The organism is Arthrobacter sp. CAL618, assembly GCF_000468215.1.
Taxonomy (GTDB): Bacteria; Actinomycetota; Actinomycetes; order Actinomycetales; family Micrococcaceae; genus Arthrobacter_D.
In genome coordinates this window covers 1-17,695 of sequence record NZ_ASZW01000137.1, presented here as the reverse complement: position 1 = coordinate 17,695, position 17,695 = coordinate 1, and the positions used below count along the sequence as shown (strand labels likewise).

The window sequence follows — 17,695 nt, the reverse complement described above, 5'->3', positions numbered from 1 at the left end:
TAAGGAATTACTGTACAAGAGCGCTTTAAAAGCACCGCAGCAGCACCTCGAGTCGATGAGTTGGGGGAGTGGATGAGCCAGAACAACCTCGCGTCCCTCACCCCGTACTTGGTCCACGACGCCGATCAGGTACGGGCAGTATTCATGGTCGCACCGGCCCGGACGAGGGATATCGATTAGTGACGGATCTGGATGGAGCTGCCGTCCTGCGTGAAGCGAATGCAACGCAAACATGATCAGCGCAAAGCGTGGAAACCAGTACCAGCCGGTGCACTGCGCCCGGGCAGGTGGACCCTTGATGAAGAGAAGCGCCGGGGCGGCTAGATTTTTTTCGCAATGGGATGAACCCGTCAAGCCGTTACGGTTCCCAAAAAATTGCCTGAGTCGGCTCATCTATAAGGTTCATCGTTCTTGTTTAGTATGAAGGGCTAGAGACCCACCTCGGCAGGGCCATGAGCCCTCCGCCATCTACGACTCGAACTCAATCCCTCGCACCGCGAAGAGCCCCTTTGATGCGCCCACGAACGAACGGGCGCCCCGAAAAGGAAGCGGTCCGGGATAAGCCACCCCGGACCGCTTTACCACGTCTTGGCAGACGACCACTACATGTCCGGTGTGCTGAGCAGTACGTTGGTTACATCTAGGTCAATGTCTGGCTGATTAGATTCGAGTGCGCCTATGACGCAACCTTTCGGTAATGCTCGGCAATCTCATCGCTCGTAGTTAGCCATACGTCCGATTGAGCTGCGATGAATTCAAGCGCGAGCTCCAGGTACTTGTGCCGAAACGGCTGATTGATAATAAAAGGGTGGAGGCAGAGCGCCATAACACGGCCACTTACAACCGCGTCCTTGCTCAGTTGTTCGTACTGGTCCTTCACGATCTGCAGAAAGTCCTCGCCACTGAGGTTCCTACTGGAAAAGAGAGTCACGTCATTGACTTCCATCGAGTACGGCACGCTCATCATATCGCCCACATTAAGGTCAAAGGGCTGATCGTCTGCGCACCAATCGAGCACGTAGGTTAGACCAAGTTCAGCGAGCACCTCCGGTGTGTTACTGGTCTCCGTTAATGCAGGGCCCATCCATCCCTTTGGTCTGGAACCTGTATACACCTCAATAGTCGACACGACATCATCGAGGTAAATCGCTTCTTCCTCTCGCGACATTCCAGATTGGAACGTCGAGTTATCCCGCCCGTGTGCTACCCATGCCCAGTCGCGATCCATCCCGGCTTTAACGACTGCTGGGTAACGGCTGCACACATCGGAGTTGAGAATCGCGCTGGCACGAATCCCATGCTTGTCGAGCGCTTCTATCATTCGCCAGATTCCGACACGAAGACCGTAGTCACGCCAGCCGTAATTGAGCGGATCAGGCTGCAGGCCAGCAGTTCCGCTGAAAATGCTGGTGGATGGCTTGTCAACTTGGTAGTGCTCAAGGTTCAGGCCGACATAGAAAGCGACGCGCTTACCATCCGGCCATTGAAGAATGGGTCGATCAACAATAGCGCTGTAGTCATAAAGACGATTGTCCACCCTGTACCTTCTTTTCTGGACGTCAGAAGCTATTTCTGCAAGTGGCTTCATCTTCCCGCTCACCAAGCTTTTTGTCTATAGTCTGGAACATTTGGGACTGCCCCGGGTTTGCTTGACTCGTTAATAGGCTCTTCACGAACGAGGGTGTAGCGCTGGTTTGAATCCGCCTGATTCGAGCAGGCTGCGGACAATGTAGTTGGTGAGGTTTCGGAATCCTAGGGCTGAGCCGCGGAGGTGTTCAAGGCGCCCGTTGATGGCCTCGGTGGGGCCGTTGGACGTGCCTGGGCGGTCGAAGAACGCGAGAACGTCAGCGGTACGCTGCTTCAGGGTCCGGCCGAGCGGTCGGATCTCGGTCAGGGCGGCGGGAACGCCGCTGGTGACCGAGTTGATGACAGCCCGCATCATTTCCTTTCCCTTTTTCTTGTCGGGTTCCCGGTACGCGGCAATGATCCGCTGATAGATGCCCCACGTCGCTTCGACCTCGGCGTGTTCCTCGGACGCGAAAACAGCAGTCAGCCGCGCGTTCTGCTTGTCGGTGAGCAGGTCCGCACCAGTATGCAGGGTCCGCCGGGCCTTGTAGAGCGGGTCACCGGAGCGGCCGCGATGCCCCAGGGTCGCCTGTTGAATGCGTTGCCGGCACCGGTCCAACCCGTTACCGGCGAGCCGGGCAACATGGAACGGATCCATCACTGGGACCGCGTCGGGGAGTTCCTCAGAGGCGGCGGTCTTGAACCCGGTGAACCCATCCATTGCGACCACCTCGATGCCGTCCCGCCATGCTTGCGGTCGGCTTTGGAGCCAGCTTTTGAACACGGCCTTGGAGCGGCCTTCGAGCATGTCCAACAACCTCGCTGGGCCCGTTTTGTCGCGGGTCGGGGTGAGATCAATGATCACCGTCACGTACTTGTCGCCTTTGCGGGAATGCCGCCAGACATGCTCATCGACCCCGATCGCGGTCACCCCGTCGAACCGGTGAGGGTCATCGATGAGCCGTCGCTTGCCCTCCGCGAGGACAGCGTCGTTCGCAGCACTCCAGGACACGCCGAGCCCGGCCGCGATACGAGACACGGTGAGGTGATCGACCACGAGTCCGGTCAGGGCCCAACGCAGTCCGCCGTGAGAGATCTTCGCCCGCGGTGGAGCTGCCTTGGAGGTGTCCTGACGCCATACCCGCCGGCATCCCAAGCACTGGTACCGCCGCACCCGCACGAGCAGTGTTGTGGGCCGATGCCCGAATGGCTCATGCGCCAACCGCCGAATCACCGTGTCCCGCGGCATTCCCTCGGTGCCGCATCCGTTGCACCACGCGTCCGGCTCGAAGACGCGACATTCCAGCACCGCGCGCTTCGGGTCGAGATGCTGTCCGACTGCCACCAGGCCAAGCTCGTCGAGGCGGCAGAACGTCGTTAGATCAGGAGTCGCGAAAGTAGGATGGGGCATGTCGAGGTCTTTCGGCCGGGATGGTCAGTGTGAGAACTTCCATCTTCCGGGAGACCTCGGCCCCTACCTCGCACCGACGCTCACGCGACTACACCCTCGTTCGTGAAGAGCCCGTTAATAACGCCAACTACCGCACCCGTATCATGTTGAAAAGCGCCGCCAAAACAGCGGCCCGAACATCCTCCCAGCAGTGGAATTCACCACGAACCACGGAGAGCCATTTGAACATGGATAGTGGGTTTGGTCCAGTACGGGCGGTGGCCGCCAGCGGCGAATAGACAGCGGAGTCGTTAGTTGAATTGTGTCTATCCGTTTAAGGGTTGCAAATATCAGTATAGTTAGACTAACAAAGTGCGAATAGTCTCGGCAGACATTTGAAGCATGGCGCCCAGTTCACTACGAAGTTGGTTCGACATTCGGTGAGCTGGAACCGACACGTTAATTCCGTAATATGCGCCACTCGGGCTAATTATTGCCACAGCTACTGAGGTTACGCCGTCTTCGCTCTCTTCTTGGCTTGTTGCATAACCGGTGTGACGAATATCGTCTAGGGCACGCTCCAACTGGACCCGGGACGTTATGGAACCCGGGGTTAGGCCAGGAATCTTCTCATGGGGGTACAGTTTCCGCAGTTGCTCGTCAGTGAGGCGGCTCAGCATAGCTTTTCCGGTGGCTGTGCAGTTCGCTGGGAGCGTGGTGCCTTGGCGGGAGCCGACACGTACCGCACGTGAGCTTTCGATGGCGTCGATGAAGTGGATGGAGTCTCCCTGGAGCTTCGCGAAGTGCACGGTCTCGCCGGTTTTATCAAAAAGCTGTTCAAGAATGGGTCGGACAAGGGTACGGATATCTACTTGGCGCCTAATTGCGAAGGCGATGGAGCTGAGTGCTTGGCCTGGTTCATATGTCCGGGTAGCGGGATTTTGTCGCACGAAGCCGCGGTATAGCAGCATTCCTAGGAGACGGTGGGCCGTTGAGGACGCCACGCCAAGGTAATTACTGGCGTCCGTCAATCTGATACTTGGCTGGGTTTCGAATAACAGCAGCAGGCGTAGTGCATTATCAACCGACTCGATGGGATATTGCGGAGGAGGACCAAACTTGGAGCGGTCCTCCAACTCTTGTAAGTGCATAGACTCAATCGTATGCGGTACCTGCTCAACAGCTGGGTTCAGTGCAAAATCGTTCCTCACTTGATTTCGCCCAACCGTGCTAGTTCGTGTCGCCAAGCTGTCCCGGTGTTGAAGGTTCCTCCCAAATCGGGTAGCTCGGCCAGATCGGAGTCAGACAGGTCTATGAGGTGGCCCCCGGCGGACGAGATTCGAATGGCAAGATCAGCTAGGACGTTCACGCTAAGTGCTTGTAGGACAGCTTGTTCGACCGTTTTGGCTGCGCTAGTAAGGCCGTGGCCTCGCAGTAGCACGACAGGACGCGCCCCCATGGAATCAAGCATTTCCCCGGCTAGTGTGTGGTTTCTTACCAGCACACCGCGTTGGTATACAGGTACTCCACCTGCAGCGAGGCGGGCGCCCGGGATATCGAAGGCTCCTACGATTGGTCGTATCGCAATGCCTGCCAGGTCGGCAGCGACCACTTGGGGTGGGTGAGCATGTACAACAGCATTCACTTCTGGGCGGCGGCGGAGAAGTTCGGTATGCAGCGGCAGTTCGTTGGGAACCGCATAGCCGCCGTCGAGCTCTCCTATTGCAGCCGGATTACCGTCGAGATCCACCATGCGTATATCACTGGCCTTCGTAAACGCCAGGCCTTGCTCCTGCGGGCCCCGGCAACGAACAAGCAATGTTCGCTCTTCAATTCTGAGGCTGATGTGCCCAAGAATTCCGTCCGCCAAACCGCGATTGGCCAATACACGGCAGGCAAGAGCTATGGCATTCCTCTGCTCTTCGTGAGTTTTAGGAACGAACATTTCTTGCATTAAGGCACCGCCGGCGACGGGGGGCGTAGCTGGGGTTCAAGGCTTTCGCGCAGTTCCTGCACCGTGATGCCCGTAGCCATGCCACGTCGGCAGGCAAGAAGTGCTTTGGGCCAGTTGACAATCGCAGCACCCCGTAAATTAATTCCGTCGGAGGTGTACAGGGCAGCGAACCGTCCATGAGTGTCAGGATGTCCGAGCACGATGTGGTCCGTGTTTCCACCAACGCGACCAACGACTTGAATCTTCCAGTCGTGTTGGTCGCTCCAGACGTACTCAACAGGGGTGTATTCGCGCGGACTATCTGGGTGAATGATGTTGTAGGCAACACAGGTAGCCTGTTCAACCGCGTTGGTCCAGTGCTCAATCCTGATGTCTTCGCCGTGCTTTTGGTGACGCCAGCGGGCGACATCGCCCACGGCATACACGTGGTGGGCGCCTATAGCCCGGCAATACTCATCGAGCACAACCCCGTTGTCAACCAATAGTCCTGAGGACTCAAGCCAATCATCATTTGGAACAGCACCAATTCCTACGAGCACTGTGGAAGCTACAAGGTTCTCGCCGTTGGTTAGGCGAATGGTGAAGGAGCCTTGTTCTCCATCGATGGTTTCCACCCCGGTGCCGAAGATCGTCTTGACGCCGTTACTTCGGTGCAGGTCGCCAAACCAATGCCCAATTTCGGGGGACTTTCCTTGGCTCGCGGGCCAGTGACTCGGGGTCGACTGTTCCTTGGAGTCGAAGCTCTTCAATCCAAGGCAGCGTCCATGTTTGTGGGACGCCGCCGGCGGTGATGCGGGTCAGGTTGTGCAGGACCCTCGGCAGCTTGCCGGGTGCGTCCGCGATCACGACGAGGCCGCGCAGGGTGATGGTCGGGTGTGAGCCTGCGGCCCAGTCGCGGGCGGCGAGCTGAGCGGCTTTCAGTCCCCGGTGGTTCTGGCGAGCGACGAGGAAGACGTCGGCCGGCGGCACGGTGGGGTCGGCGTCCGAGCGGGAGGGCCAGCGGTGGTGGCAGGGAACGCCACCGAGGAGATCGGCCATCGTGTTCTCGCCCGAGCCGCCGTGTACACCGAGCCAGAAGACTTCGGGGTTGTCGGTGAGGAAGCGTGCCATGCCTTCGCCTGCTGCGAGTCCGAGTAGGCCCTGTTGCGGGCCTGCGACGCCTCGGAGTACCTCGACGGCGTCGCGAATTTCGGTTTCGGTCACCAGAGGCGCCTCAACTGGCTCCTGCGTGACGAAACCGCTCCAACGATTGTCCATTTAGCTTTGCCCCCAACGGCCACACCTAGACTTGACTACTGATCATCATACGGCAGCGATCTAAGGATTGAATACCAATGAGTAGCATTGAGCATCAACGCAGACATCCGTGCTTTCCCGTGTACAGTTTCGCTCATGGAGTTTGGGGCGGTCATTGTGTCTAAGGCGCTGGACCGCCTGTTCGCTTCTCTGCCGGAACGGCTCAGTATCGACCAGCTCACTGACCTTCTTGGGTTGTCGGCGCGAAGCGTCACGTACAAGTGGTTGCGGGAAGGAAACGTGCCGGCGATGAAGATTGGCGGTACGTGGCTGATCCTTCGTGATGACGTGCGCGAACACCTTGAGGCGAGTTACAACGTCCCGCGGCCCTCAACCGGGGGTGAGGACACGGCGGTTGAAGACACTGCCGTGGAGAACACTGACGGAAATCCACCAGAAACTACGTAGGGGACACGATGACGGCGGAAGCACTCGACAGGCCGGTTTGCACGGCGACCATCAGGGACGACGAGACAGTAGTCGTCACGATTGACGCCGTGGAGCGTGAGTTCGCTTCCATGCCCGACGCGATTGGCTACCTGGCGGAAACTGCCGGTGAGCTCCGCCGCCCGGTGAAGGTCACAGCGTTCGACCCGTCATCGACCACGCAACCCGAAACCTCGCTGATCGTCGGTACCGATGGCTCCGTTGACGAGGACACAACCGTGCCCGCCAAGAAGCGCGTACCTCGTCGCACAGTGCCATCTCAGGCACAATCGACACCCAGGGCTTCCTCGACGGCCACGGCAGTCCGTGACGTATCCCCTGTGGGGCCGACCGCAGTGATCGGCGCACACTTTGTACCCGACGCCGCAGCAGCGGAAGCGGCTGATGCCGCATCCCGAGCAGGACAGCCCGATACAACCCCGGAGACCCGGCCGGCACTTCCCGTCGCACGACAAGTGCCCGCACCCGCACCGGCACCCGAGAAGACGCCCTCGCCCGTGACGCCGGTTCAGGTCGAGCAGGGAGACGCCCGTATTCAGCTGCGCCCCGAGGTCAAAGCCGAGAAGGCCGCAGCGCCGGCACGCGAAGGTTTCCGAGGCTGGTGGAACGCGACGTTCAAAGCGAACCTCGCCGCCACCCCGACGGAACTGGCGACACGAGCACGCAGGGCACGCATCCAGCGTCCCTTGGAAAGCCACTGCACTATGGCCGTGGTCCAGCTCAAAGGCGGGGCGACGAAGACCACCGTCGCCTACCACCTGGCCGCGACCTACGGGCGGATCCGCGGCGGAAACATCCTCGCCGGTGAGTTCAACGAGAACCAAGGCACGCTCGGTGAGCGGGCCCTGGCAGGCGCGCATGACCGCACGACGCTGGACCTGATCCGGAACCTTGGCACCGTCACCCGGCGCACCAGTGACCTCGTGCGCTACATCCGGCCGCAGGGCGACGACAGGATCCACGTCCTCGCCTCCCCACCCGAAGGCGCTGACCGCCGCCGCGTCGACGGCACCTCCGTGAAAGCCGCGCACGACGTGCTGCTCTCGCTCTACAACCTGATCCTGCTCGACACCGGCAACTCCGCGCAGGCATCGACCTGGCGGGCCGCCGTCGACGTCGCGGACTCGCTCGTGTTCGTCGCCCAGAACAAGGCGGACGACTTTAAGCTCCTCGAGGCGACCATCGAGGGCGTCAAAACCCAGGGCCACGCCGGGAAGTTCGCCCGCTCGATCCTGGTCATCACGAACACCGCTCAGCCCAACGCTGAACGGCTCACCCGACTCAAAAAGTACGGGGAGAGCATCGGCCTCGCGGCCGTCGTCGTCGTGCCCTTCGATCGGTCGCTCCAGGAAGGGCAAGACTTCGACTACGAGGTCCTGAACCCAGCCACTCGGCAGGCATACGAGGAAGCAACCGCAGCGCTCACCGACCAGCTCTAGCACGCGAACATCGCACCACTTCGGTCTCAACGAACGGGTTAGGAAGTCATGGCAGGGGGGAAAGCCATCGCCGGGGGGCTCGCCGCGCTCACCGTCGTGCCGGTCGGGGCGGTTCTCGCGATCACGCTGCTCGTCGCCGGCGTCGCGGAGGACGAGGAAGCGCAGCGCCTCGAACAGGCGTCCTGCGTCGTCTCAGAGGACACAGCTGGCGCCCCGGGCGCAGCACCGGGTGCCGTGCAAGCCGTCCCTAACGGGTGGGGTCCGCTCGTCGAGGCCGCCGCGAAGGACGCTGGTCTCCCTGCCAGCGTCGTCGCCGCGCAGCTGAACCAGGAATCCGGGTGGAACGAGAACGCCACCAGCCCCGTCGGGGCCCAAGGTGTCGCACAGTTCATGCCGGCCACGTGGGCGGCCTACGGCAACGGAGGAGACCCGTTCTCCGCCACAGACGCCATCCCCGCCTACGGCCGGTATATGGCCGCATTGAAGAAGGAAGTGCAGTCGATCGCCGGCGATGACGCCGAGCTGCTCGTGCAGCTCACCCTCGCCGCCTACAACGCCGGCCCCGGAGCCGTCCAGCAGTACAAGGGAATCCCGCCGTATCAGGAGACGCAGAAGTACGTCAGCGCCATCCTCGACACCGCACAAAGCGGCTTCTCCATGGACTGCAAGGCACCCACCGGCGGCAAGCCATGGGATGGCGACCTTGGAGACGGCGAATGGACTACTCCCCTGCCCGGAGGGAAGTTCACCTCCGGATACGGCGGGCGAAACATCCAGGGCCTGCCCGCATGGGCTCAAAACCACGTCGGCGTAGACATAGCCAGCTCCGGAGCCGGAGCCGGATTCGGAAGCGGCGGAACCGTCGTCGCACCCACCGACCTGCGCGTCACCGGGTTCAACGACAAGGACGGGTGCGTCATCGCCAAGGAAAACGGCGACGACCCCGACTTCGGCTTCGCGTTCTGCCACCTCAACGCCTACTCCGTGAAGGAAGGCGACAACCTCAAACGTGGCGACGTTATCGGCACCGAAGGCAACAAGGCCGACCTGGGAAGCGTCATGACGCACCTGCACTTCGAGATTTACACCCCCGAAGCCCCGGACGTCACCTACCCCTACGAGGGCTACAACATCGACCCCGAACCCATCCTCAAAGAGAAAGGCGCGTGGCCCGAATGAACCTCAAACACCAACACCGCAAGACGACGGCCACCCTGCGCCTGGCGCTGCCGCTTACCCTCTCACTGGCCGCCTGTAGCAACGACGAAGGCCAAACCGAGTCAACACTTGGGCCAACGCCCACGACCGTGTACGAGGGCTCCTACACCTCCGCAGCGGCCGAGGACATCCTGGGTGGCGGTACATTTACCGAGCCAGAGGACGCCGACCGGACCGACGTCGAGTCCACGGCCGAGGTCGCCGCCCTGATGTTGCACTCGTGGGACACCGTGACTGATACGACCCAGACGGCAGCAGCCATCCGCGCCATCCCATTGATGAGTAACGAATGGGCCACCAATCAGGTCGAGCCTGAACGCAATGGCGCGCAGGGCGCTTGGCTGGAACCGGCCGCACATCAGGCGTACAGCGCCCCAGCTCTCGCCCCCGCCCCCGGTGACGTCTCCCAGGACGTCGCGGACGATAAGGCAATCCGCGCCTACGACGTCAGCTGGCGGTGGATCAGCCGCGATGGAACCGAACTCACCACCACCGGGCGGCAGGTCGCCACCATCTACCTCGAGAAGCACGACGACCAATGGGACGTCGTAGGCCACCAAACACAGGACATGGGCTAATGAGTGACACAAACCAAAATTGTTGCGACACACCCACGCATTACGAGCTTAATGCGTTTCAGAAACCTAGAGTTCCCAGTATGGCTATTCAGAGGCGCGCGTCGGGCGGACGACCATCAAAGGGTGACCGCCACGTCCTGACTACACGCATCCCCACCGCAGAGGCAGAAAAGCTTTTCGCCGTTGCGGACGCACTGGGTACATCTGCCAGCTCCTTCATTGCCGAAGTGATGGCTGAGAAGTTGGCAACCATCGATCTCAGCCAGCTCACTAGCCAGGAGGCCTTGCCGTTCAGTAGAGCCTCATAAAAAAAGAAGGCCCGCAGTAGCGGGCCTTCTCATATTCAATTCTCCAAGCTCTACACCCTATTGCTGCCAGGCTCCCGGGTGAAGGGCTCAACCAGACACACCCTTTTCAGGTCATATCTTCTTTAGAAAGTGTACACCGAGTGCTCGAAGCACCTCCAGCTCTTTATGCCGCGCCGCGCCGTGATGATTCCCACGGTGCTGCGTGGGTTCTGGCGCCGCTGATTGCGGGTCAGCCCGGGTACCGGGCTGGACGGTGGATTGGTGACCGTTTTCAGTACCCGAGGCCGCGCACTCCTTTGCGCATCACCGGTACAGTGCCGAAAGCTCCGGCTGCTGTCCTGATCCACGATGTCGATGGTTCTGTGCGCACTCTTTGCCTTGATCTGGACACGTCCAAGGCCCGGAAAGCGGTCGTGGACGACGACGCGGTGCGTCTGGCCGGCATGTTCACTGCAGCTGGCCTGTCCTTTGTCGAGGATTCCTCTCCGAGCGGCGGCCGGCACCTGTACATACCACTGCAGGAAGCGATCACCGCAGCGGAGGCCCGCGAGCTTGTAGAAGCCCTCACGCTCTGCGCCTCGAGCCTTGATCCAAGCCCGCACCAGAACGTCACCGACGGTTGTATCCGTGTTCCCGGATCGGTTCACAAGAGTGGTGGTCACCAGATGCTCGTGACGCCGCTGACGGAGGCGTACGGCATCCTCACCCGGCGCAACCCCGCCACAGCCCTCGCCACGCTGCGGAAGGCCCTCGCCCCTGAGCTGTACCGGCTACAGCAAAAAAAGCGGCGGACCCAGGCACGCGCAGTCACCGCTACAGCAGCCCTCCAGTCACCCGCAGCGAACGGTGCGCTGACGAGTCGCAATGACTCTCCCCTGCGGGCTGTGGCCCGTACCGGGCTGTACGACACAGCCCGGTACGCCAGTGATTCCGAGGCCCGCCTGGCGGTCCTGAACCACTTCACCGCGTGCGCCTGGACCGTCGATCAGGTCCGTGCCGGCATGGACAGCCAGTACGCCGGCCTTGCCGCCCTCTACGGGGACAAGGCCGAGCGGCTGCTGCCCCTCGAATGGGCCAAAGCCCAAGCCTGGACCGGCGCGAAACCCACCCCACAACGAGGCGGGAAGAAGACTGCGCATAACTACAACACAAGCCCTACTGAACTCACGGGGGGCTCACCAAACCCCAGCCAGCACGCCATCCACCAGCTCGTGAACGATCTCGAGAACGTCCTCTACGCAGTCCTTGATTCCAAGTTCCGAGACCTTGGTCGCATAGGGATTAGTCTGAGATTCCTCATCCGAGCTGTCCTGGCCTACATGCGCACCAACCAGACCAATCTGCTCGACATCGGCTGCCGCTCCTTCGCCGTCGCACTGGGCAAGGACCACGTCACCATCGCCCGTCTCCTGCCAGCACTGGAGCGATCCTCAGCAGGCATCCTCACCCGCATCGACCGGGGCCGCGGCCGTAACGCCGACACCTACCTCGTACAGCTACCCCAGGAATTCGAACAGCTCGCCCGCGACCTCACTTGGCGCAAAGGCAAGATTCATGCCATCCGCCCCGTTTTCCGGGTCCTGGGCGATGTCGCAGCGCTGGCCTTTGAGGCGATTGAGCGTGGACGCCACTCCCCCACCACTACAGACCTCGCCCGGATTACTGGTATGTCCCGCAGGGCACTCATTGACACGCTGGCCCGGATGGAAACCCTGCACATGATTCGCCGGCACCACGGTCGGTGGGAAGTCGTGTCCACGACCAGCCTGCAGGACCTCGCGGACCGGCTCGGAGCCACCGAGGACCGCCAGGAACAAATCACCCGCTACCGCAAACAACGCGCCGCCTGGCACGCCTGGCTCGACCGACACCTCGTCCCCCAGCTGGAAGAACACGAGCTCTATGACGCGGAAACCGACGAATGCTGGCTACCGCCAGCCGAGGATGAGCACCACGCGCAGCGTTCCCTCTGGAACGCGGCCTAGATCGATGAGCGCACCAGGGTGGCACTACGGCAATGTGCGAGGCTGACCAATGATCCGCCGGCTACACGCCGATGCGGGAACCCAGGCTTTACGGGCCCTGGAGAATTCGACCCACTGGGCACAGACCGCTCCCCCGGTCCACGCCATCGCAAAACCTTTCACGGTTTGCCGGCTGTCGTCCTCGTACTCAAGGTGAAGCCACACCGGTCGTGCTTTCTCCGGCTCCGGAACCGGACCCTCAGGCCGTTCGAGCTGGACCGGCGGAACGAATCGATCCGTGCTCGGCTGGATGCCATGCCACCTGGGACCCTCAGCCATCGTTCCGATCGGCGCAAATCGCAATCATCCTGTACCCCTCAGGAACCCGCTGAAACAACAAATCCTTCGCTGCTTCATAGCCAGTGCCCTCAGCACCGACGTGGTCAATTTCATCACCATTGCGGACGGTTCCAGTGAGTAGCACCACCGACTGTACCGAGGCTCACCGACAGCTTTATCCACACGTGGACGGCCTTGAGCTCAACCCTCCGGGCTCCACCCGCCCACCCGATGGATAAAGGCAACCAAGTAAGAAGGATGGCTTATGGGGTAGTTTCATACATACATACATACATGTATGTATGTATGAACACCTTCATCCATACATGCATACTTGCTTACCCACATGCATGTAGGTAAGCATGCATGCATGTAGGCTTACATGCATGCAAACAATTATGGTTTACAGCGAGTCAGGGGGGGCGACGAAGACGACTACGGCAATGTCCCTCGCTGCAGTAACTGCCGCCCAGGGACGCCGTGTTGTACTCATTGATCTTGATCCTCGCGCTGCTTCGACAAAGTGGTTCGACGTACAACCCAAAGAGGAAGGTCTGCATGTAGGCGCTATTCTGGGCGACGCAGATCCAGTGGGCTGGGCCGAAGAACTAGCAGTCTCCACCACGTGGTTCCCAACGCTCCGGTGCGTCCCCTCCGCGCGCAACGTCTCGAATCGTGAGGCCGATAGGGCTGATCACGCTGAGCTCCGCCTCAAGGCGTCTTTGGAGGGCATTCAGGCCGACCTCGTAGTCATTGATTGCCCGAACCGCCAAGGTGGACCGCTGACGCTTTCTGCTCTCAATGCCGCCGACACCATTGTTTATGCCGCAGCACCAACAGTTGATGGTGCCGACGGTGTTGACGGCGCACGACGCAGTGTCGAACAATTTAGGCTCTCCCGCCGACGATTGGGGGCTCCAGATAATCTCGTTGAAGCCGGCATCATCGTTGGTGCAGTGCAGGAAACAATCATGAGTCGAATAGCCGGCAACAGCATCGATGAACTGCGTGATACAGGCCTCCTGCTGACGCCACTTGTCCCGCACCGGACAATCGTTCAAGAAATGCGACTCACTCACGAGTGGTACGGACAATATAGAAAAGGGGCACCCGTCGTGGCCGCGTACACCCAACTAGCAGAACAGATTATTCGATGACAGATAACCTCCAGGAGCGGCCAGCGTCTCTAGCCCGCCGCCCAAAACCCGCACCGGACGAAACCATCGACCCTGTGAATTACTCTCAACCACCCACAGCAAGTGTGAGCCCACCAGTAGGGCGCAATCCCAGTACTGCGCAACCCGCTTCGTCGGCGAAGCGGAAGCGTGAACTGACGTTTCCGTTCAGTACTCGACTGTCGGCCGAAGTCCAGGAACTCCTGGACACTGCGGTGGATTCAGAAGGAATCACTGTCAGAGACGCGGTAGAGCAGGCAATCCGCAGCCGATGGGGCTCCAAAAACTAGAAAATCGAGGAGTTTTGGGGCTCTTCACGAATGAGGGTGTAGCGGTCGGCGTTCGGCGCGCGTCGGTGAAGGGGTAGGGGCCGAGGTCTCCCGGAAGATGGAAGTTCTCACACTGACCATCCCGGCCGAAAGACCTCGACATGCCCCACCCTACGTTCGCGACCCCTGATTTGACGACGTTCTGCCGCCTTGACGAGCTTGGCCTGGTGGCTGTCGGGCAGCATCTCAACCTGAAGCGGGCGGTGCTGGAATGTCGTGTCCTCGAGCCGGATACGTGGTGCAGCAGGTGCGGCGCGGAAGGAGTGCCTAGGGATACCGTCGTGCGGGAACTCGCGCACGAGCCGTTCGGTCACCGGCCCACGACCCTGCTGGTGCGGGTGCGCCGGTATCAGTGCTCGGGATGCCGGCGGGTGTGGCGGCAGGACACGGCGAAGGCGGCGCAACCACGGGCGAAGATCTCGCGTGGTGGGTTGGAGTGGGCGCTGAAAGGCGTTGTGGTCGATCACCTGACCGTGACCCGAGTCGCGGCCGGGCTCGGAGTGTCCTGGAGCGCAGCGAACGATGCTGTTCTCGCGGAAGGCAAGCGCCGACTGATCGATGATCCAAACAGGTTCGACGGCGTGAGCGCGATCGGCGTAGACGAGCATGTCTGGCGACACACCCGCCGCGGCGACAAGTACGTGACCGTGATCATCGATTTGACTCCGATCCGCGAGAAGACAGGCCCGGCACGGTTGCTGGACATGGTCGAGGGCCGCTCCAAAGCCGTGTTCAAGGACTGGCTTCAAGGCCGACCGCAGGCGTGGCGGGACGGGGTGGAAGTCGTCGCGATGGACGGGTTCACTGGGTTCAAAACCGCGACCTCCGAGGAGCTCCCGGACGCGGTTCCGGTGATGGACCCGTTCCATGTCGTCCGGCTTGCCGGGGACGGGCTGGATAGGTGCCGGCAACGCGTCCAGCAGGCCACGCTCGGGCATCGCGGTCGCTCCGGTGACCCTCTCTATCGGGCCCGGCGGACCCTGCATACCGGCGCGGACCTGCTGACGGAGAAGCAGCAAGACCGACTCAACACGGTGTTCGCGATCGAGGAGCACGTCGAGGTCGAGGCGACCTGGGGCATCTATCAGCGGATCATCGCCGCCTACCGTGAGCCGAACAAGACCCGAGGGAAGCAGATGATGCAGGCCGTGATCGGCTCGGTCACCAGCGGCGTTCCCGCAGCACTCATCGAGATCCGCCGACTCGGCCGGACTTTGAAGCAGCGTGCAGCTGACGTGCTCGCGTTCTTCGACCGGCCTGGCACCAGCAATGGCCCTACGGAGGCGATCAATGGCCGCCTCGAGCACCTCCGCGGCTCAGCCTTGGGATTCCGGAACCTCACCCACTACATCGCCCGCAGCCTGCTCGAATCAGGCGGCTTCAGGCCCCAACTACACCCTCATTCGTGAAGAGCCAGTTTTGGGACAGTGTTCCTGGTTAGGTCCCCGTTGTTCAAGCGATCAATCCGCTATCAGATAAACAGGTTCTGTGCTGCGCTTCGGTCTGTTGCTTGTTGCTCCTTCATTACCCCCGGGATCTTTTTTCTTTTGCTGCTGCCCTGGGGATCATCCTTCCCCTCCGCAGCGTCAATCAGCTGGCGCTGACTGTGTCGGCAGGAATAAATGAGCGGGCTCGTCAGCAGGCAAAAACGATGGGGGAGAGGTCGCTACCGGATTACCACAGGCTTGCTTTCACCACTAGCTATTGGGGAGTTACCCTCATTGGCGCCGCGTGGGAGGATTTTGTCGAACTAGGGCAGTGAGGGATGGGGACGTGGAATTCTGGTTGGATGTGACCTTCGCCGTCACTCAGGATGTCGACGAAGGAGGGAGCTGCAGGGGTGTGGGGACATACGTGGAAGGTGGCACCGGGACCCGCTGGTTCCGCTCCCGAACCATTTGTCATGAAGTGGAGTTTGGGAAGGATTGGTACGGAGTTCTCCAGTGAGGGGTTTGGTTGTCATTTTGGAGATGCTTGCCCGGGGCCGGCCAGGGCCGGCTGTATGGCTGTCTGGTTGGGGTGTAGGCTAACCGGACGTCAGGGGCAAGGCCTAATAGTGTCAGAATAAAGTCGGTTTTGAAGTTGTCTGACGTCCGTGGTTCAAGCTCTTAGGGTTCATTCTGACATTCTGCTGTAGGAGGCATCTTGGCTGGTCAGCGTATTGGATATGTCAGGGTCAGCAGCCTTGACCAAAACCCGCAGCGTCAGTTGGAAGGCATCGAGCTGGAGAAAGTGTTCACTGATAAGGCATCCGGGAAGGATACGAAGCGCCCGGAACTCGAGAACCTGCTGTTATTCGTCAGGGAGGGCGACACGCTGGTGGTACACAGCATGGATCGTCTTGCCCGGAATTTGGATGACCTTCGCGCACTGGTGCAGAAGCTGACCAGGAAGGGTGTGCGCGTTGAATTCGTCAAGGAGAACCTGACCTTCACCGGCACGGACTCTCCGATGGCGAACCTCATGCTTTCCGTGATGGGGCGGCTTGTGAATTAGTCAAATATCCGACGCTAAGCCAGCGCTTTGTGGTGGCCGCGTCAGCTGGTGATGCCGATGACAAGGGCTCTGGCGGCTTCGAGGGTAAGCGTGGTCCCGGGCCGCGCCGTTCACCTAGGTGTACTCAGTCAGTAGGTTGGTTGCACCTGCTGATGGGTGGTTTGCCTCCGAGGCTGCCGTGGGGGCGGTGGTGGTTGTAGAAGTTTAGCCATGGTTGCAGCGCTTCGGTGCGGGCTTGGTTGGATGTGAAGGGGTGGCGGTAGGCCCAGCCTTCTTGGAGGGTGCGGTTGAAGCGTTCTGCTTTGCCGTTTTGCCAGGGGTGGCGGGGTTTGATCAGGATGTGTTTGGCATCCAGGGCAGCGAGTGCCTTTTGGAAATCGCGGGAGGTCCGGTAAGCGAAGGCGTTGTCAGTCATGACACGTTTGACCGGTGCCCCGTGGGCTGCCATTACCGCTGCCGCCCGGGTAAGGAAACCGGCGCACGTGGGCCCCTTCTCGTCTGACAAGACCTCGGCGTAGGCGAAGCGGGTGTAGTCATCGACGGCGACGTGGATGTAGTCAAAGCCCACCTTCTGATTCGATGCGCGGTGATTTGCCGGGCTCTGGGAAGGATCAGCCCGCCACCCGCCTCCGTCGGGAATGCGCCCGAGTTTCTTGACATCGACGTGGATCATGTCCCCCGGTGCGTCCCGCTCGTAACGGCGATCAGTGGCTCGGGAAGCCCGGATTCGTACCCCGGTCACCGGATCCAGGTCCCACAGGCGCGGCATGCCAGCACGGGCCAAAATCCGGGAGACTGTCCGGGCGCTAATACCGCAACGCAAAGCCAGGCCAATTGGGCCTTCGCGGTGCTCCACGCGCTGGGTCAGAACCTTACTCACCACATTCGCTGGGGTCGCGTGCGGGCATGACTTTGGTCTGGAGCTGCGGTCCTGAAGACCTACCTGGCCGTGAGCACGGTACCGGCCTATCCACCGGTGTGCGCAGGTCCTGGATATCCCCATCTCTTTGGCCACATGGGCAATCGGGCGGCCGGAGAGGACGCGTTCAACGAGGATCTCTCTACCGGTCGGGGTCAGGCGGGCATTACGGTGGATCATGAAGACCTCTTAGTCGTTGGCTGCGTGTGGTAACCACCAACCTAAGAGGTCTTCACCCATTCAGGTGTAACCAACGTCCCGACTCAGTACACCTAGG

The 17,695-nt window shown here is 60.8% G+C and carries 15 protein-coding genes and 1 pseudogene; 9 read left to right on the top strand and 7 right to left on the bottom strand.

Going from position 1 to position 17,695, the window contains the following annotated elements; translation table 11 throughout:
- Positions 1-676: 676 nt before the first annotated feature.
- The 6 genes from K728_RS0108395 to K728_RS20145 form a co-directional block, all read right to left on the bottom strand.
- A complete protein-coding gene (locus tag K728_RS0108395; RefSeq protein WP_024476407.1) occupies positions 677-1,537 on the bottom strand; it encodes a polysaccharide deacetylase family protein in 861 nt (286 codons plus the stop codon).
- A gap of 132 nt (positions 1,538-1,669) precedes the next feature.
- Positions 1,670-2,977, bottom strand: a complete 1,308-nt coding sequence (locus tag K728_RS0108390) for an ISL3 family transposase (protein WP_024476406.1) — start codon at positions 2,975-2,977, stop codon at positions 1,670-1,672.
- Positions 2,978-3,315: 338 nt separating this feature from the next.
- Positions 3,316-4,107, bottom strand: coding sequence for an IclR family transcriptional regulator (locus tag K728_RS0108385; RefSeq protein ID WP_035747626.1), 792 nt, complete (start codon positions 4,105-4,107; stop codon positions 3,316-3,318).
- Between the two features lie 56 nt (positions 4,108-4,163).
- Positions 4,164-4,901, bottom strand: coding sequence for a class II aldolase/adducin family protein (locus tag K728_RS0108380; RefSeq protein ID WP_035747625.1), 738 nt, complete (start codon positions 4,899-4,901; stop codon positions 4,164-4,166).
- 8 nt (positions 4,902-4,909) lie between these two features.
- On the bottom strand, positions 4,910-5,659 hold the full coding sequence (locus tag K728_RS0108375) for an FAD-dependent oxidoreductase (protein ID WP_024476403.1): 750 nt from the start codon (positions 5,657-5,659) through the stop codon (positions 4,910-4,912).
- Positions 5,553-6,113, bottom strand: a complete 561-nt coding sequence (locus K728_RS20145) for a DUF6668 family protein (protein WP_156911243.1) — start codon at positions 6,111-6,113, stop codon at positions 5,553-5,555. Before K728_RS20145 ends, K728_RS0108375 begins: the two co-directional genes overlap by 107 nt.
- A 141-nt stretch (positions 6,114-6,254) precedes the next feature.
- On the opposite strand from K728_RS20145, the gene K728_RS18905 reads away from it, so the two are divergent.
- The 9 genes and pseudogenes from K728_RS18905 to K728_RS0108310 form a co-directional block, all read left to right on the top strand.
- The gene (locus K728_RS18905; protein WP_156911241.1) at positions 6,255-6,614 is read left to right on the top strand and encodes a helix-turn-helix domain-containing protein; all 360 of its coding nucleotides are present in this window, start codon (positions 6,255-6,257) and stop codon (positions 6,612-6,614) included.
- 8 nt (positions 6,615-6,622) lie between these two features.
- On the top strand, positions 6,623-8,092 hold the full coding sequence (locus tag K728_RS0108360; protein ID WP_024476400.1) for a MinD/ParA family ATP-binding protein: 1,470 nt from the start codon (positions 6,623-6,625) through the stop codon (positions 8,090-8,092).
- Positions 8,093-8,140: 48 nt separating this feature from the next.
- The gene (locus K728_RS0108355; protein WP_024476399.1) at positions 8,141-9,271 is read left to right on the top strand and encodes a transglycosylase SLT domain-containing protein; all 1,131 of its coding nucleotides are present in this window, start codon (positions 8,141-8,143) and stop codon (positions 9,269-9,271) included.
- Complete coding sequence (locus K728_RS0108350; RefSeq protein WP_024476398.1) at positions 9,268-9,888, top strand: hypothetical protein; 621 nt, start codon at positions 9,268-9,270, stop codon at positions 9,886-9,888. The genes K728_RS0108355 and K728_RS0108350 overlap by 4 nt, the downstream gene beginning before the upstream one ends.
- Before the next feature lie 80 nt (positions 9,889-9,968).
- Positions 9,969-10,196, top strand: a complete 228-nt coding sequence (locus K728_RS0108345; RefSeq protein ID WP_024476397.1) for a hypothetical protein — start codon at positions 9,969-9,971, stop codon at positions 10,194-10,196.
- A 140-nt stretch (positions 10,197-10,336) separates the two neighbouring features.
- The gene (locus K728_RS0108340) at positions 10,337-12,181 is read left to right on the top strand and encodes a hypothetical protein (protein WP_024476396.1); all 1,845 of its coding nucleotides are present in this window, start codon (positions 10,337-10,339) and stop codon (positions 12,179-12,181) included.
- Between the two features lie 680 nt (positions 12,182-12,861).
- A complete protein-coding gene (locus K728_RS20540) occupies positions 12,862-13,656 on the top strand; it encodes a ParA family protein (protein ID WP_337587492.1) in 795 nt (264 codons plus the stop codon).
- Positions 13,657-14,104: 448 nt separating this feature from the next.
- Entirely contained in the window at positions 14,105-15,412 is a 1,308-nt protein-coding gene (locus K728_RS0108325; protein WP_024476394.1) for an ISL3 family transposase, read from the top strand.
- Between the two features lie 736 nt (positions 15,413-16,148).
- Positions 16,149-16,484, top strand: a pseudogene (locus K728_RS0108310) (recombinase family protein); the annotation flags it as partial.
- Between the two features lie 139 nt (positions 16,485-16,623).
- Here the strand turns inward: K728_RS0108310 and K728_RS0108305 are convergent.
- Positions 16,624-17,598 carry an IS481 family transposase gene (locus K728_RS0108305; protein ID WP_024476390.1) on the bottom strand — a complete coding sequence of 325 codons (975 nt, stop codon included), beginning with the start codon at positions 17,596-17,598 and terminating at the stop codon, positions 16,624-16,626.
- Positions 17,599-17,695: the final 97 nt, after the last annotated feature.